The following is a 16153-nucleotide window of genomic DNA, read 5'->3' as shown; positions in this document are numbered from 1 at the left end:
CCATTGCTGGAGGGAAAAATGAGCGCCGGAAGTAAAGGCCCCCACATGGTATGGCCTGTTACAGGCCTGCTCTTGCTCCTGTCCCTGGGTTGTGCGGGTATCGGACCGAAGCCCATTCCTCCGCGCGTGAGCCTGGTCGATATCGAGGTAAAGGAAGCCAAGGCCCTTGAAACCGTGTACCTGCTCCTGGTCAGGGTCATCAACCCTAACGACCTCGAACTGGCGATCACCGGGATGCATTGCGATCTGGAGATCAACGGAACCAGGCTGGCATCAGGGGTAACCGATACAAAAAGAACGATTCCGCCCTTTGGGACGGCTGTTGTTCCCATTCAGGTGTATTCCTCAGTGGTTGAAATGCTCTATAGCCTCCTGAGCCTGCAGAACAGGGAAAAGGTCCAATATGTGATCAAGGGAAGACTCCGCATCCAGGGAGGCACTCTAATGCCGTCCGTGATTCCTTTTCAGGTCAGCGGCGAGTTCTCCCTTAGGGGCCTTCGCAATCCCTGAGACCGGCCCCCGGCCGCTTTTCCGGCACACTGATCCATGGAAAGGAGAGATATGGAAGATCACCGGCTTATATGGATCGGCGTGGTCCATTCCCCTTACGAGTCTTCTGAGGATGCACCGCCCCAGGGACGGGAAAGGGATGAAGTGAGTACCCTCGAGGTTTTCGAGGAATTCGAGGAGGGTCTGCTGGATATCGACCAGTGCTCCCACCTCATCGTTCTTTACTGGCAGCATAAAGGGGACAGGAGCATCCTCCGGACCCGGACCCCCTGGGGGCCCGAGATCCACGGTGTTTTTGCCACCCGTTCTCCCAACCGCCCTAATCCCATCGGATTCTGTGTCGTTGAACTCCTAAAGCGGCACGGCAGAATGCTCGATGTGCGGGGCATGGACGCCTTGAACGGTTCGCCCCTGGTGGACATAAAACCATACTCCTCTGGAATCGATTCGGTACAGGGCGCATCTGTGGGATGGCGGAAGGCCCGGGAATGGGGTTCCAGGGCAAGGGAGTGAGTCTTTCCTTCGATTCCCCGCCGAACGAAGGCCGGCACCATTGTTGTGATTCTGAAAAACATAAACCCAGATTATGCATGACAAATTTTGAAAGAAGTCATTTATTTAATGATTATAGAGTGTTGGACATCTTTCCAGATCTGATTACATTCACCGAAAAGGTGCAGTAAGGAAACATCAGATCTATTCAAAATTTGTCACCCTTCGGGATTGCCGATTTTGCCGAATCTGCCGCGTTGTAAGGCGCTTGAAGTACTAAAAGTACGTCTTCGCGCCTTGCGGCCTTGCATCTTCGGCAAACTTGGCAATTGCATAATCCGGGATAAAGATATACACCCGCTCCCCCCATAAACTTTTGAAGGCTCTTCTCCCCTGGGGGGTGTCGAGATAAGAAAGGAGGATTATATGCCGAAAAAAAAGCATTTTATAAACGAGGGGATCGAAAACATCCGTGCCCGGGGCAGCCGCATCGTGGCCGAGGGCACCTCCATGCTTCCTGCGGCCGCCCTCATGAAGGGGGCGGGAGTGATTCGATCCTTTAGGGACCGGAGAAAGCCCTTTGTCACCCTTATTAATTCTTACACCAATCACATCCCCGGCCATGCCCACCTGGAGGAACTGGGCCGCGTACTGGAGAAGGAGCTTAAACGTCAGGGTTTCAATGTCTGGCATGCCAATATCGGAGGTGCTGTTTGTGACGGGATCGCTATGGGACACTTCGGCATGAAATACTCCCTGCCGAGCCGAGAGTTGATTGCGGACCAGATCGAAACCATCCTGGGAGCCCATCCCTGCGACGGATGGATCGGGCTCGGGAATTGCGACAAGATTGTTCCGGCCATGTACAATGCCATGGTTCGGGTCAATATCCCTGCGGTTTACGTCTCCGGGGGGGCCATGCTCGCCGGTAAGGACGGATCCGACCTCATCACGATCTTCGAGGGTATCGGACGCTATTCCGTAGGAGACCTTTCCCTTAGGGCCCTGGAACGTCTGGCCGGCATGGCGTGTCCGGGATGTGGTTCCTGCTCCGGAATGTTTACCGCCAACTCCATGAACTGCCTGGGAGAGGTGATCGGTTTTGCGCTTCCGGGGAACGGAACCATCACGGCAGAGGTTTGGGCCGACAAGAAGAAGACGAAGACCCGGCTCAACCCGGCTAGGCTGGCCCTTGTCAAGGAGGCGGCAAGGGTCCTCAAGACCGCTGTCAAGGAGGATATCCGCCCCTTGGATCTCTTGACCACCTCTTCCATCCAGAACGCCTTCATTTGTGACATGGCCATGGGGGGGTCCACCAACACGGTCTTGCACACCCTTGCACTGGCCTCCGAGGCCGGTCTCAAGTACAATATACGAAGGTTGAATCCCCTCTCGAAAAGAACTCCGTGTATCTGCAAGGTTTCTCCATCCCGGCCTGAAGTACACATAGAAGACGTCCATGGGGCAGGCGGAATCCCGGCCATATTACGGGAAATCGCCGAAAACACCAAGGCAGGTCTTGATCTGGATGCCCGCACCCTCAAGGGAACCCTGAAAGATCTGGTGAAAGGGGCGCCGAAACCTGACGGGGACGTCATCCGAAGGGCCGGGGAGCCCTTCAGCAGTACGGGGGGGTTGACGGTCCTCTTCGGGAATCTCGCTCCAAAAGGGGCGGTGGTCAAGACGGCGGGGGTGGACCCCGATATGATGGTCTTCGAGGGACCGGCGAGGATCTTCGAATCCCAGGAAGAGGCCCTGGATGGGATCCTCAAGGGGAAGGTCAAGGATGGCGATGTGGTGGTGATTCGGTACGAAGGCCCCAGGGGTGGACCCGGGATGCAGGAGATGCTCAGCCCTACTGCAGCAATTGCCGGGGCGGGAATAAGGGCCGCCCTGATTACTGACGGTCGATTTTCGGGAGGGACCCGGGGGTTGTGTGTGGGACATGTTTCACCGGAGGCGGCTGCGGGTGGCCCCATAGCTGTGATCCGGAAAGGCGAACGGGTACGGATCGACGCGGCCAAGGGAACCCTGGACCTGGTGGTGAGCAGGAAGGAAATAGAACGGCGTATCCAGAAACTCAGGCCCTTTATCCCCAAGGTGAAGGGGGGGTGGCTTGCCAGGTACAGCCGATACGTGACATCGGCAGACACCGGCGCGGTGCTGAATATGTGATGGGAGGATCTGATGAAAGAACTGATCTCGAGTGTTTTCGAACGATGCAGGAATCATTTCCCGGATATTGTTGAGATCCGCCGCGATCTCCACATGCACCCCGAACTGGGTTTCGAGGTTCAGAGAACGGCGGGGGTCGTGGCTGATGAGCTTGAAAGGATCGGATTGAAGGTGACCCGGGGAGTAGGAAAAACCGGGGTTGTCGGGGACATTGATGTGCCGGGGGCGGAGAGGCGTATTGCCCTTCGGGCGGACATGGACGCCCTGGCCATGGAGGAGCTGGGCGAGATCCCTTACCGTTCCAGGATCAAAGGGAGGGCCCACATGTGCGGCCACGATGTTCACACGGCGATACTTCTTGGAGCAGGCCGGGTGCTGTCAGAAATGAAAGATCGACTCAAGGTCTCAGTGCGCCTGGTTTTTCAGCCCAGCGAAGAAAGTCCCCCGGGCGGCGCCCTGGCCATGGTTGAGGACGGGGTGCTCGAAGGAGTGGATGAGATCTTCGGGCTTCACGTGTGGCCGGGTCTTGAGGCCGGTCATTTCGGGATCTCTCCCGGTGCCTTCCTTAGCCAGGCGGATCGTTTCCGGATCAGCATTGTCGGAAAGGGAGGCCATGCGGCTCAGCCGTCCTTCGCCATCGATCCCATCGTGCTCGGGGCCCAATTCGTTACGCTTCTTCAGTCCGTTGTATCCCGGAACGTGGATCCCCTGGAATCTGCCGTGGTCACTGTCACCCGGTTTCATGGGGGCACGGCCGATAACATCATCCCTCCCGAGGTGACTATGACCGGAACCGTGCGGACCCTGAAAAGCGAGGTCCAGACCCTTGTGCGGGAAAAGATCCAGGCCCTGCTCGATGGTTTGACTTCCACCCAGGGGGCCTCCCATGTTTTTTCTTACGAGGAAGGGTACCCGGTGACTTTTAACCATGAACAGTCCGTCAAAAGAGCCTTGTCGGCGACCCGGTCCCTCGTGGGAGAAGACCAGGTGCTCTTCCCTCAGCCTCCGATGATGGGCAGTGAAGACTTCGGTTATTTCAGCCGGGAAATCCCCGGGTGTTTCATCAACCTGGGTTGTGCGAACGAGAAGAAGGGCATCACCGCCAGGTGTCATAATCCCATGTTCGATGTGGACGAGGAATGCATGGTCTATGGAATGGCCCTGGAAGTGCTCCTGGCCCTCCAGTTTCATCTGGATCCCAATGATCTTGCCGGCTGAAAGAGGAGATCACGGACTTTTACGCCCTGTTTGTCCTTTATCCGCCTTCGCAGAAGACTACGGGCTCGCCCGTAGATGAATGTGCAAACAATTGTTGTGCTACGGCGTGATATCGCCCAAAGCCTAAGGCGGATAACCGCCGCGTAGCCGAAGGCGAAGACGGGTATTTTGGAGCCCCACGTGTTTATCTGTGAGGCTCCATCGTGTAACGACTGGTTTTCGGGCCGATTCATTTGCCTTCACCATGAAACCCTGTAGCTTGCTGCAGGAAGAAATGGGGGGGCACATGTGTGCTGAAGCGCTTTTTTGAGAGGGCGGGCGGATTGACTTCATCGCAGTTTCGTTAAAAATACCCCGCCTCAAGCAGCGGGGAGCTTCATTGACAATGACTCCTGTTTTCAATATCATAATAAATACATATATTAAAATCCTTTCAGAGAAGAAAGGAGGAAATAATGCGCAAACTGAAGATTGAAAATTCCGAGATCATACGAATTGCCATGCAGCGGGAGATCATGAAATCGGAGAAATTGTGATATGATCAGTACCTTCATGGAATCCTGCCGGTGTGTTCGAGGTTCAGATGCAGGCAGATGGCTGAAATCTTCTGCTTCAACGTCTATGTGCAATTACCCGGTACACCATACATAGAAAAACTAAACCTAACTTGCTGAGGTTTTATTAACAAGGGGATGATTTGAACAGAAATCTATTCAAACCATTCGGAAAGAGTTGGCTGGCGGAGTATAAAACCGACGAGGATACTGATAAGCCCTGGAAGCTGGAATAAGGAGAACAAAGATGTTGATAAAAAAAATAAAGCTGTCAAATATCCTCTCCTTTGGTGAGCATTGTGGAGAAATCGCTCTTCGTTCGCTCAATGTGTTGATCGGCCCCAATGGTTCAGGCAAGTCTAATCTGATCGAGGTTGTTTCTCTGTTACAGTCAGCTCCAAGGGAATTGGCGGTTCCGGTTCGCAAGGGAGGCGGTATTCGTGACTGGCTCTGGAAAGGGGCTGAAGAAACACCTGTCGCCGAAATAGAAGTCCTTGTTTCAAATCCGCCCACAGGCTCAAAAAACCTGCGATACACCTTGTCTTTTACGGAAGCCGGCCAGCGTTTTGAACTCGTCGATGAACGGCTGGAAAATGAATCCCTTGATCCAGGTGAAACAGAGCCTTATTTCTTTTATCGTTATCAGCGCGGCCAACCGGTTATCAATGTCAAGGAAGAACACAGAAGCCTGCAACGGGAGGATGTGGATCCGCAACAATCCATCCTGGCGCAACGAAAAGATCCTGATCAATATCCGGAGCTGACTTGGCTTGGTGAGCAGTTCGGCAGAATCAAAATTTATCGCGAATGGACTTTTGGGAGAAAGGCTGAATTACGCCTTCCCCAGGCGGTTGATGCCCCGAATGATTTTTTGAGTGAGGACTGCTTGAATCTCGGTTTGGTTTTGAATCAGCTCCGCAGGAAACCAGCAGTCAAAAAAGAGATCCTCAAGTATCTTGCTGAATTCTATGAGGGGATAGAGGATTTTGACATCAGCGTGGAAGGCGGAACCGTTCAGCTGTTTTTGCAAGAAGGAAACTACACCATTCCTGCCACGCGGCTTTCCGATGGAACGATCCGGTATATTTGCCTTTTGGCAATTTTGTGTCATTCATCTCCACCGCCTCTGGTTTGTATCGAAGAGCCTGAACTGGGCATTCATACAGATATAATTCCGCTGCTGGGAACGCTTCTTAAAGAAGCTTCTAAACGTACTCAGCTTATCGTTACCACCCATTCCGATGTGCTTGTGGACGAATTGACTGAGATTCCTGAATCGATACTTGTATGTGAAAAGGAAAAGGGATGCACATCTATGAAACGACTGGATGCGACACAACTGAAGGACTGGCTTAAGAAATACAGCCTGGGAGAATTGTGGCGCAAGGGAGAAATCGGAGGGACCCGCTGGTGAGCAGAAAGATTAAAATTTACGTGGAAGGCGGAGGAGACCATGCAAAGCTTAAACGCGAATGCCGCAGGGCTTTCTCCAAGTTCTTTGAAAAGGCCGGATTCAAAGGCAGAATGCCGAGAATCGTCGCCTGTGGCTCGCGTGGTTCCACCTATGATGATTTTTGTACGGCCGTAGGGACAGCAACCAACGAAGAATTGCCGCTGTTGCTGGTTGATAGTGAAGCTCCTGTTCAATCTCAGCATCAGCGGGCAGGACATTTCGATCCATGGGGACATCTTCATGCTCTTGACTGCTGGGAGCAACCGGCAAATTCAGACGATGAACAGGCCCATTTGATGGTTCAATGCATGGAAGCGTGGTTCCTGGCTGACCGGCAGTGCTTGCAGAATTTTTTCGGCAATAACTACCAGTCCACTGCCCTGCCCGGCAATCCAGATATTGAAACAGTTGAGAAACAACAGCTTTTTGATGCATTGGAAAATTCGACTCACCATACGCAAAAGGGTGAATACAGAAAGGGCGCCCATTCTTTCAAGATTCTTGAACTGCTTGATCCTGACAAGGTTTTTAAGAAGTCTCCATGGGCGGAAAGGCTGAGAGTCAAGTTGAATAAGGAATTATCAGATTATTGATGTTGAGGAAAACCAAATATCAGTGTCGGACTGCCTGGGCCCAAAAGGGTTCTAGGCGATGCGACTGCTGGGCGTTGCTGCTCGATAAAAGTTGTCTGTTTTTACTTGACCTTATAGCCCCGGTCGTCTTTTTTTGGATATCAAACTCCTGGCAGGTTGTTGAAAAACGTAGCGAGTGAAGTTGTTTTTTAACAGCCTGCTGTAGTCTGAAAGGGTATCCAGGGATTTTTCATCAGGATGCCCCTGCAAACCGCAGCCAAACAAGCTGCCCGTTTACTATGAATGCGTAAATCATGCTTTCCTAGTCCCCCGGATGCTGATCTACCGGTTTACCCAGGGACGACCGGAGGAATCGCATGGAACGCATCGCCCTTTTCCTGGAGCACAAGGAACACCGTGCCCTCCTCAAAGAATGGTTGGGGGCAAGGTTCCAGGTCGTGACGAAAGGGACGCCTGATGAGAGCGTTGCAGGTTTCGACCTGGGTATCGTGGACGGTACGGCCTTAAAGCGCTATATACGAAATATCGGAAACCTCAAGGAGACCGCGCAACCCGTTTTCCTTCCCTTTCTGCTCGTTATTCCCCGCAGCGATCTTGAATCTATTGCCTGCCACCTCCGCCATACGGTGGACGAGTTGATCTTTGCGCCCATCGGGAGAAATGAACTGATGACCCGGGTTGATGCGCTCCTGCATACAAGAAAAATGTCTTTTGAATTCCACGGGCGCCCTGGTCGCCTGTTTGACGATGTCCCATTGGGCCTTTACCGCTGTACTCCGGAGGGCCGGATTCTTGAGGCCAACATGACCACGGCTCGGCTTCTGGGGTATTCCCATCCTCGATTCCTGGTGAAGATCAGACCGGCTGACCTTTTCGTGGAACCCGAGGATCGCAGGTTTTGGCAAGCGACGATAAAAAAGGGGGAATCGGTGCATCGCTTCCAGGTGAGACTGCGTCGGAGGGACGGTGCTGTTATATGGGTTGAAGAGAATTCCCGGGCCGTTTGCGACAACAAGGGCCATTTGCTTTATTACGAAGGGAGCATGCAGGAGATCACGGATCAGAAGCGGACCGAGGAAGAACTCCGGCAACGGTCTCTCGAACTGAGTGCTCTCAACCTCCTTGGTACCGAAGTAAGCTCCTGCCTTTCCCTGGACAAAGTTATCGAGGCGGCCCTTCATGGTATTCTTGCGGCCGCCTCTCCGGACCTGGCTCTGGTATTCCTGAAGAAACAAGACGTCCTGACCCTTAAAGGCATGGGTCCGGAAGATTCCCCTTTTCTCCTCGAGGAAATACCCATACATCATGTCGGGGAATGCCTTTGCGGATTGGCCTTGGAAGAGGAAAAACCGGTTTACTCAAGGAATATCCACAAGGATCCGCGTTGCACCCTGGACGAGTGCAAGAATGCGGGACTTTGCAGCTTCGCTGCGCTGCCTCTACGGGCTGGAGCGGAAGTAGTCGGAATCTTGGGTGTGGCCTGTGGAACGGAGCGAGACTTCGAATCCCAGGCCGAATTTCTGGAGACCCTGGCAGATGGGGTGGCCGTTGGAATCCGGAATGCACTCCTTTATGAGCAGGTAAGGGCTCAGGCGGACGAACTCGAACAGCGGGTAAAGGAGCGAACCCGGGACCTGCGCCGAATGGTCGATTTGATGGCGGATCGAGAAGTCCGCATGAAGGAACTCAAGGGAATCATCGCCCGGCTTCGGGCACAGATCCGAGAGGCTGGAATGGAACCCGTGGCGGATGATCCCTTGAGGATATAAAGAGTGTGGCCCGGACTGGGAGGCAAGGGAAGCCTGGTGCTGAAAAGGACTCTGACCATACTTTTATTCTTCCCCTGGTTCTTCTTTCCGTTCAGTGGAGAGAAAACCCTTTTCGCCGATAAGACCTTGAAGGTCGGGGTTTACGAAAATGAACCCCTGGTATTCACCAATTCGGACGGAAAAGTGCAGGGATTATATATTGATGTGCTTGAAACCATCGCTGAGAGAGAAGGATGGCGTATCGAATATGTTCACGGGACATGGGCACAATGCCTGGATCGGTTGGAAAAGGCCGGGATCGATCTGCTGGTGGGTATTGCTTACTCGGAAGAACGGGACGAGAGGTTCGATTTCACCAACGAGACCCTGCTTTCAAACTGGGGACAGCTCTATACCGGGAAGATAAACAGCGGTATAGAGTCCATCTTGGATCTTTCCGGAAAAAGAGTGGCAGTCCTCAAGGGAGACGTATATAGCAAAGGATTCCGCTCCATTTTACGCCGCTTCGGGATCAAGAGTGATTTTGTTCAAGTGGAGACCTATTCCCAGGTGTTCAGGATCCTTGAACAAGGGGAGGCTGATGCGGCCTTGATCACACGGCTTTACGGGTTGTTGCATGAGAAAGACTTTAATGTGTTCCGCAGCCCGGTCATCTGTTGCCCGGTTGAGCTCCGTTTCGCCGTCCCGGAGGGAAGAAACCTGGACATTGCTTCCACCATCGATCGGTATCTGATGACCCTTAAGGAGGATAAAGGATCGGTTTATTACCGGTCCATGAACCGATGGTTCGGGGTTGGCGGCAAACCAACCTTCCCGGTGTGGTTTTGGTGGGTGTTGGGTGGCGCCGGGAGCCTGGTCCTGCTTTTCCTTGCGGGTAATTTTTTCCTGAGGGCCCAGGTGCGCGCCAGGACAAGAGAGTTGGAGGAACAGATCACCGCCAGAAACCTGGCTGAGGAAAGGCTGCGAAGACAGAGCGAGCAGTTGGAACAAACAGTTTCCGAACGGACCGCTGAACTTCAGGCCCGGGTACGGGAAGTAGAGCATTTAAACCGGGCCCTGGCCAATCTTCTCGAAGACTTTCAGGGGGCCAACCGGAACCTGGAGCGGACATCAAAGCAACTGGAGCGAGCCAACGAGGAACTAGAGGCCTTCACTTACTCCGTATCCCACGACCTTCGAGCACCTCTCCGTGCGATGGAGGGTTTTGCTCAGGCCCTCCTGGAGGATTATGCCGAAGGGCTGAGTCAAGAGGGCAGGGAATACGCCCGGCGTATTACGGCTTCGGCAAGGCGTATGGATGTCTTGATCCAGGATCTTCTGCAATACAGTCGTCTGAGCCGCATGAAGGTCGAACTTTTCAGGGTGAGTCTGGAGCAGGTAATGGACCGCGTTCTGGCACAACTGGAAGCAGAGATTAGAGAACGTGGGGCGGTCATGGATGTGGCAAGGCCGTTGCCCGAGGTTTATGGGAACCCGTTGGTCTTGGAGCAGATTTTGGCTAATCTCCTTTCAAACGCGATCAAGTTCGTTGCGCCCGGTGTGCGGCCTCGGGTCAGGATACGGCCGGAGGTGGAAGAAAATCGGGTTCGGATCTGGGTGGAGGACAACGGTATTGGTGTTCCTGCCGAGCACCGGGAGCGGATATTCCGGATTTTTGAGCGCCTCCATGGGATAGAAACCTATGAGGGGACGGGGGTGGGTCTCGCAATTGTGAAAAGGGGGGTGGAACGGATGGAAGGCCGTTTCGGTCTGGAGCCCGGGAAGAGGGAAGGAAGCCGCTTCTGGGTCGATTTGAAAAAGGCTTGAGATGGATCCGTGGATCCTAAGTCAACTCATACCGGGTAATACGGTTGGAGTTGTAGGATCAACAGGATGCGGAAGATCGTCGGTCGGATCCTTAAAAATTCTGCCGACTGGAGCAGAATCGTGAAAGCGAAAGTAAAGGGACCACGAAGCGACTTTTTGATAACCCTCATGCGGTTCGCGGACCTCTCCATTCAGGAAGTATTTTTGGCTGGGAAATGATCCGCGAGAAAGGAGACATGCGATGTCGGGAACGTTGCATATCCTCCTCATTGACGATAATCCGGACGACCGTCTGCTGATGATTAGAGAGCTCAGTCGCGAGTTCGATGACCCGCGTATCGTCCAGATAAAGGATCAGCAGGCCTTTGAAGAGGCCATCGAAAAGGGAGGCTTCGACCTGATCATAACGGATTATCAACTTCATTGGACAACAGGGCTCGATGTGCTGGAATCGGTCAAGAATCGTTTTCCGGATATGCCCGTGATCATGTTTACCGGCACTGGAAGCGAGGAGGTCGCGGTGGAGGCCATGAAGGCCGGTCTGGACGACTATGTGCTTAAGTCAATCAGGCATATCAAGCGGCTTCCCGCAGCCGTCCGCGCGGTGCTTGAAAAAAGCAAACAGCGGCTGGCCACCCTGGAACTCGAAGCCCGATATCGTCGGTTGTTTGAAAACTTCCCCGCCGGGCTTTTTCGTTCAACCCCTGAGGGCCGCCTCCTGGACCTCAATCCGGCGGGGCGGAGGATCCTTGGAATAGGCGAAGAAGAACCACTGGATGAAGTCAGGATTCACGAATTATGTGCCCATCCTGATGATCAAACGCTTTTCAGGGATTTCATCACCCGTGATGGAGTAGTCCAGGACCTGGAACTGCCCCTGAGAAGGTATGACGGCAAGATCACCTGGGTACGCATGAATGCGCGGGCGGTGCAGGATTCTTCAGGTAACATTCTCTATTGCGAAGGGAGTTTCGTTGACATCACTGAACGCAAAAAGAGGGAAGAAGAGCAAAAAAAGCTTGAGGCACAGCTTTTTCAGGCCCAGAAAATGGAGGCCATAGGGAGACTTGCCGGAGGTGTGGCCCATGATTTCAACAACATGCTGAGTGTTATTAGGGGATATTGTGATCTTGCCCTCTCCAGGCTCAAGCCCATGGATCCCCTTTTCCACGATCTGACACAGATCTCTGAAGCCGCGGCACGATCCGCAGACCTCACCCGCCAGCTTTTGGCCTTTTCCAGGCGACAGACCATTGAGCCGGTAAAGCTGGACTTCAACGTACAACTCGAAAACATGGAACGGCTGCTGAAGCGAATCCTCGGAGAGCATATCGAGTTGGTATTCTCACCGTCCCCGAATCTCTGGCCCGTGTACCTGGATCAGTCCCAGGTGGACCAGGTTGTGGCGAACCTGGCTGTAAATGCAAGGGATGCGATGCCCAACGGGGGGAGGCTTACCCTGGAGACGGGTAACACGACCCTGGATGAGACCTTTCAGGACAAACACACGGGTTGCCTGCCCGGAGAATACGTGGTGCTGGCAGTAAGCGATACGGGTTTCGGTATGGACGAGGAGACGCTGGAGCACGTCTTCGAGCCATTTTTCACTACAAAGGAAGAGGGGAAGGGTACAGGTCTCGGGCTTTCCACCGTATACGGCATCGCCAAGCAGAACAAAGGATTTGTCAACATTTACAGCGAGCAAGGCAAGGGGACGACGGTGAAGGTCTACTTCCCCCGGTACACGGGAGACGATGAGGCGGAACCGGTGGAGTCCGGGGAGGTAGCCCTTAAGGGCGGAGAGGAGACCATCCTGCTTGTTGAAGACGAAGATCAGGTCCGCAAGCTTGCCAGGACGATCCTGGAAAGGCTGGGATACCGGGTCCTGGAGGCGGCTGCGCCGGGCGAGGCCATTACCATGGCCGAAAAACACAGGAACGAAATCCACCTACTGCTCACCGACCTTGTTATGCCTGTCATGCATGGCAGAGAACTCTATGAAAGGATTTCGGCCCTGAAACCCGGGATCAAGGTGCTCTACATGTCCGGATATGCCCCCGATGCCGTTGTGCATGGGGGCGTCTTGGAAAAAGGGACGCCATTCCTTCCGAAGCCTTTTACGCTGGATGAACTGGGGAGAAAGGTCCGCAAGGTACTGGATCAGGTCGACAGCGAGACATAAGAGAGCCCCTTAGAGGTCCGGCCGCCTTCACACCGTTTTTTCATATGGGAAGGACTGGCCGCTCTTACGTCCTTTGCTCTGCGCGGTGGACGTCTTTCTCATTATCCGGCAGTTGCTGCTAAGGCCGAGAACACATCCAAAATCAGAAATAAATGAGAGGTAAAGGTTACAAAGCTGTATACTGTAAATTTCGAACTACTTCATGACATGTTAAAATTTGACCGATTTAAAAAACAAGGGCCTGACCTTCCCATAGTAGACATCCAGGTGCTTTGCATGGATGAAGATGCGTTTTTTATCAGCGTCCCTTTTCGCACACAGGACCGGTTACGGTAGTGAACGGCCTGCCGTTCAACCGGCAGCCCAGGCGAATCAGTCCGTCCCCCAACCTCTCTTTGAAGCGTTTGGGGAGGTGCCGGTTTTGCGTCCTTGAGTCCCTCCATTTGCATGACCTCTCCTCGTCGCCCCCAACACACCTGATTCGCTCCTTGAGCATCCATTCAACATATAATGAGCTGAGGTACACGGCATCCTCCACACTCTGCGTTAGTAGACCTTGCCGGGAATCCCTTCCTGTTTCAGGACCTCGCCTATACTTTCCAGTTCTTCACGGCTCAAAGGCGAGATGGCGTCTGAGGGATAGCCCCGAGCCAATGTGTAGACCTGGACCGATGTCGGAGCAATGCTCTTCAAACGGTTGATCCAGGCCTGGACCTCGGGTTCGGAAAAATTTCCGGCAGGGCCTTTGGCGAACAGGGCCTGGATGGTGACATCCCCCATGGATTGCAATCCAGCAACGACCTCCTCAAGGGATAGTCCGATCACGTTCTGGTTGAAACGATGAAACGTCTCTTGGGTCCCCGCATCCAGTTTCATGATACGAACGTCCAGCCGGGACAAGGCACGTTGCACCTTAAGACGTGTGATGGTTGAGCTGTTTGAGAGCACTGCGACCTTGGAGTCCGGTGAAAGCCGGTTCCGCGTATCTAGAACTCTGTCTACAATTTCCGGAAAGGCCGGATGAAGAGTCGGTTCTCCGTTCCCAGAGAAGGTGATGTACTGGGGCGGTTTGGGAAGGCGCCTCAATGCATCCTCAAGGGCCGTGAGGACGGCATCAGGCCCGGGGGCCTGGTCCCATGCATCCTCCGAAGGGATGTCCGTTGTCCATCCGTACTGGCAGTACACACAGTTGAAGCTGCACTGTTTTTTGCTTCTGCCGAGGATGTTGATCCCCAGGGAAGAACCCAGTCTCCTGGAATTGACCGGGCCGTATATGATTGTGTGTTTGAGAGGAATGGTCATGGTCGTCTCCTTGCATTTTCGTAAAGGTCCCAGAGGGCCATGCCCAGACGGCTTATTCCCTCTTGGATGTCCGTCTCCTCCAGGTGGGCGATTGAGATTCGAAAGCCGAGGCGGTCCGGTGGGTTGCAAAAATGATGGCTGCCAGGCGAGATCAGAATTCCTCGATCAGCCATGAAACGGAACAAGGTCTCATCCTCCATGTCGAGACCGTTCAGCTCTATCCAGAGGGTGTACCCGCCCGCAGGCCGGGTCCACAGGACCTGATTCGGCAGGTAGGCCTCCTTCATGGCCTTCAGAGCCACCTGCATGCGCTTTCGGTATATGCGGTGCATGCGTTTGATATGCATATCATAGCGTCCAGATCGGCAGAACCGGGTCAGGGCCGCCTGGCCCAACAGGTTGCCCGACAGGATCTGGGCCTGTTGAATCGCCGCCAATCTTTCAATGCAGCCCCTATCCGCCGCCACCCAGCCGATCCGGAGACCGGGAAAAAGGACCTTGGAAAAGGTGCCCAGGTAGATAACTACGCCCCGATGATCCATGGACTTGATGGGAAGTACAGTCTTCCCGAAATATTTCATCTCTTCCTCGAACCCGTCTTCCACCAGGGGAACCCGGGACGCTTCGCAAATTTCAAGAAGTCTTTCCCGATGGGCCTGCTCCGTAGTGATACCCATCGGGTTGTGAAAGTTAGGAATGGTGTAGACGAATCGTGGCCGCGTTTTTTGAAGCAGACCCTCCAGCATATCCAGATCCATGCCATCATGGCCCACAGGGACCTCCACCATGTTCACCTTGAACAACCGGAACAGGGCAATGGCCCTGGAATAAGTGGGGGCCCCGAGGGCAACGTCGGCCCCCGGCTCGGTCAGTAAGTGTAAGAGGAGTTCAATGGCCCCCTGGGCCCCGGTGGTGATCAGGATTTCATCTGTCGAGACGGACACGCTGTGCTGCTGCATCCTCTCGGCGATAAATGCCCTGAGGGGGCCGTATCCCAAGACATCGCCGTACTGGAGTAGGTCCGTCCCCTCCTCGTGCAGGGCCTGGTTCATGCACTTGCGAAAATCATCCAGCGGAAACAGGCGGTTGTCCGGTGAAAGGGGCATAAAATTCACGAGATCCGACCCTGATGCAGACCGAATCAGGGTGGTTTCGGCTGCCAGGCTTTCATAGAGCGCTCGGCCGCCTGGCGTGGATTTTTGATGCCAGTCCATCACACCGTCCTCTCGGGGCAGATCGCCGGACACGATCCGGGTCCGTTTCCGGACCGTAGAGTAGGATCCCGGCCGGCTCTCCACATAACCCAGGGCCCAGAGTTCCTGATAGGCCCTGTACACGGTTGAGCGATTGAGACCCAATTTGTGGGCCAGATCCCGGGTAGAGGGCAAATGCGCCCCCGGCTTCAAAGCACCGGTGTCGATCAGTCCTATGATCTGATCCATTATCTGCCGGTATATGGGGATGTTAGCCTTTGGGTTCAGCTTGATTAGCAGTGTCATGGTGTCGTACCTCCCGGCGTGGAAAAGCCCTTCAAACAGGATCGGCCTCAGGGTAGCGGCAAATCAGAGGGGCTGCAACCACCAATTATTGGAAAAAATCACTCAGCCAATTTTTTTCGTCATCTCCAGGCTACCTGGTGGCTTGGTACGGGAAGGAATGACGCGGTCACTTCGTTGCAACTCCGCTCAAGATACCCCGCCGCCTGCAGCGAGAAGCTTCATTTTGGGGTGTGAAATTCGTGATGTGCAATAGGTTGGGCGTTGACCAAGGTCACCGCCTTGCTGTAATCTCGGAAAAAATCAACGAGAACATCCGTATCGAGAAGGGATTGCCGTAAGCACTGTTAATCCACCGGGAGCGTTCTGTTTGTCCCATCTTATGGAATGATTTGTTATTGTACTATTTTGTATATATTCCCCAGACCCATCCAATCAACGGTAATATCAAGGCGGTTACTATCCATTTCCAATATGAAATAATAAAATTTTTAATTGAACATTAAAATCCATGCCCTTTGGGCATGGTCAGAGTTCAAAGGCTTTGCCATTTGAACGACTCATTGTTACCCCTATACTGAATTGTCCCCACAATTTCAGTGA

General features: G+C 53.7%; 11 protein-coding genes. 9 read left to right on the top strand and 2 right to left on the bottom strand.

The window, feature by feature from the left end; all coding sequences use genetic code 11:
• Positions 1-18: 18 nt before the first annotated feature.
• From JRF57_11910 to JRF57_11870, 9 genes are all read left to right on the top strand, one after another.
• Complete coding sequence (locus tag JRF57_11910; GenBank protein ID MBW2304404.1) at positions 19-510, top strand: LEA type 2 family protein; 492 nt, start codon at positions 19-21, stop codon at positions 508-510.
• 51 nt (positions 511-561) lie between these two features.
• The gene (gene tsaA, locus JRF57_11905; GenBank protein MBW2304403.1) at positions 562-1023 is read left to right on the top strand and encodes a tRNA (N6-threonylcarbamoyladenosine(37)-N6)-methyltransferase TrmO; all 462 of its coding nucleotides are present in this window, start codon (positions 562-564) and stop codon (positions 1021-1023) included.
• Between the two features lie 405 nt (positions 1024-1428).
• Positions 1429-3177 carry a dihydroxy-acid dehydratase gene (gene ilvD / locus JRF57_11900; GenBank protein MBW2304402.1) on the top strand — a complete coding sequence of 583 codons (1749 nt, stop codon included), beginning with the start codon at positions 1429-1431 and terminating at the stop codon, positions 3175-3177.
• A 12-nt stretch (positions 3178-3189) separates the two neighbouring features.
• Positions 3190-4395: an amidohydrolase gene (locus JRF57_11895; protein ID MBW2304401.1), complete on the top strand. Its 1206-nt coding sequence runs from the start codon at positions 3190-3192 to the stop codon at positions 4393-4395.
• Positions 4396-5196: 801 nt separating this feature from the next.
• A complete protein-coding gene (locus JRF57_11890; protein ID MBW2304400.1) occupies positions 5197-6363 on the top strand; it encodes an AAA family ATPase in 1167 nt (388 codons plus the stop codon).
• Between the two features lie 8 nt (positions 6364-6371).
• Entirely contained in the window at positions 6372-6995 is a 624-nt protein-coding gene (locus JRF57_11885; protein MBW2304399.1) for a DUF4276 family protein, read from the top strand.
• Between the two features lie 356 nt (positions 6996-7351).
• Positions 7352-8764 carry a PAS domain S-box protein gene (locus tag JRF57_11880; protein ID MBW2304398.1) on the top strand — a complete coding sequence of 471 codons (1413 nt, stop codon included), beginning with the start codon at positions 7352-7354 and terminating at the stop codon, positions 8762-8764.
• A gap of 36 nt (positions 8765-8800) precedes the next feature.
• Entirely contained in the window at positions 8801-10570 is a 1770-nt protein-coding gene (locus JRF57_11875) for a transporter substrate-binding domain-containing protein (protein MBW2304397.1), read from the top strand.
• Positions 10571-10811: 241 nt separating this feature from the next.
• Positions 10812-12752 (top strand): response regulator, encoded by a 1941-nt coding sequence (locus tag JRF57_11870; GenBank protein MBW2304396.1) that lies wholly within the window; start codon positions 10812-10814, stop codon positions 12750-12752.
• 546 nt (positions 12753-13298) lie between these two features.
• Here JRF57_11870 and JRF57_11865 read toward each other — a convergent pair.
• Entirely contained in the window at positions 13299-14054 is a 756-nt protein-coding gene (locus JRF57_11865; protein MBW2304395.1) for a radical SAM protein, read from the bottom strand.
• A complete protein-coding gene (locus tag JRF57_11860; protein ID MBW2304394.1) occupies positions 14051-15553 on the bottom strand; it encodes a PLP-dependent aminotransferase family protein in 1503 nt (500 codons plus the stop codon). The genes JRF57_11865 and JRF57_11860 overlap by 4 nt, the downstream gene beginning before the upstream one ends.
• Positions 15554-16153: the final 600 nt, after the last annotated feature.

The sequence above is a fragment of the Deltaproteobacteria bacterium genome (assembly GCA_019310525.1).
Classification (GTDB): Bacteria; Desulfobacterota; DSM-4660; order Desulfatiglandales; family HGW-15; genus JAFDEE01.
This window is presented reverse-complemented; position numbering and strand designations above follow the sequence as displayed.

Coding starts and splice junctions, on each gene's coding strand:
- JRF57_11910 (MBW2304404.1), top strand. CDS start 19: ATGAGCGCCGGAAGTAAAGGCCCCCACATGGTATGGCCTGTTACAGGC.
- tsaA (MBW2304403.1), top strand. CDS start 562: ATGGAAGATCACCGGCTTATATGGATCGGCGTGGTCCATTCCCCTTAC.
- ilvD (MBW2304402.1), top strand. CDS start 1,429: ATGCCGAAAAAAAAGCATTTTATAAACGAGGGGATCGAAAACATCCGT.
- JRF57_11895 (MBW2304401.1), top strand. CDS start 3,190: ATGAAAGAACTGATCTCGAGTGTTTTCGAACGATGCAGGAATCATTTC.
- JRF57_11890 (MBW2304400.1), top strand. CDS start 5,197: ATGTTGATAAAAAAAATAAAGCTGTCAAATATCCTCTCCTTTGGTGAG.
- JRF57_11880 (MBW2304398.1), top strand. CDS start 7,352: ATGGAACGCATCGCCCTTTTCCTGGAGCACAAGGAACACCGTGCCCTC.
- JRF57_11870 (MBW2304396.1), top strand. CDS start 10,812: ATGTCGGGAACGTTGCATATCCTCCTCATTGACGATAATCCGGACGAC.
- JRF57_11865 (MBW2304395.1), bottom strand. CDS start 14,054: ATGACCATTCCTCTCAAACACACAATCATATACGGCCCGGTCAATTCC.
- JRF57_11860 (MBW2304394.1), bottom strand. CDS start 15,553: ATGACACTGCTAATCAAGCTGAACCCAAAGGCTAACATCCCCATATAC.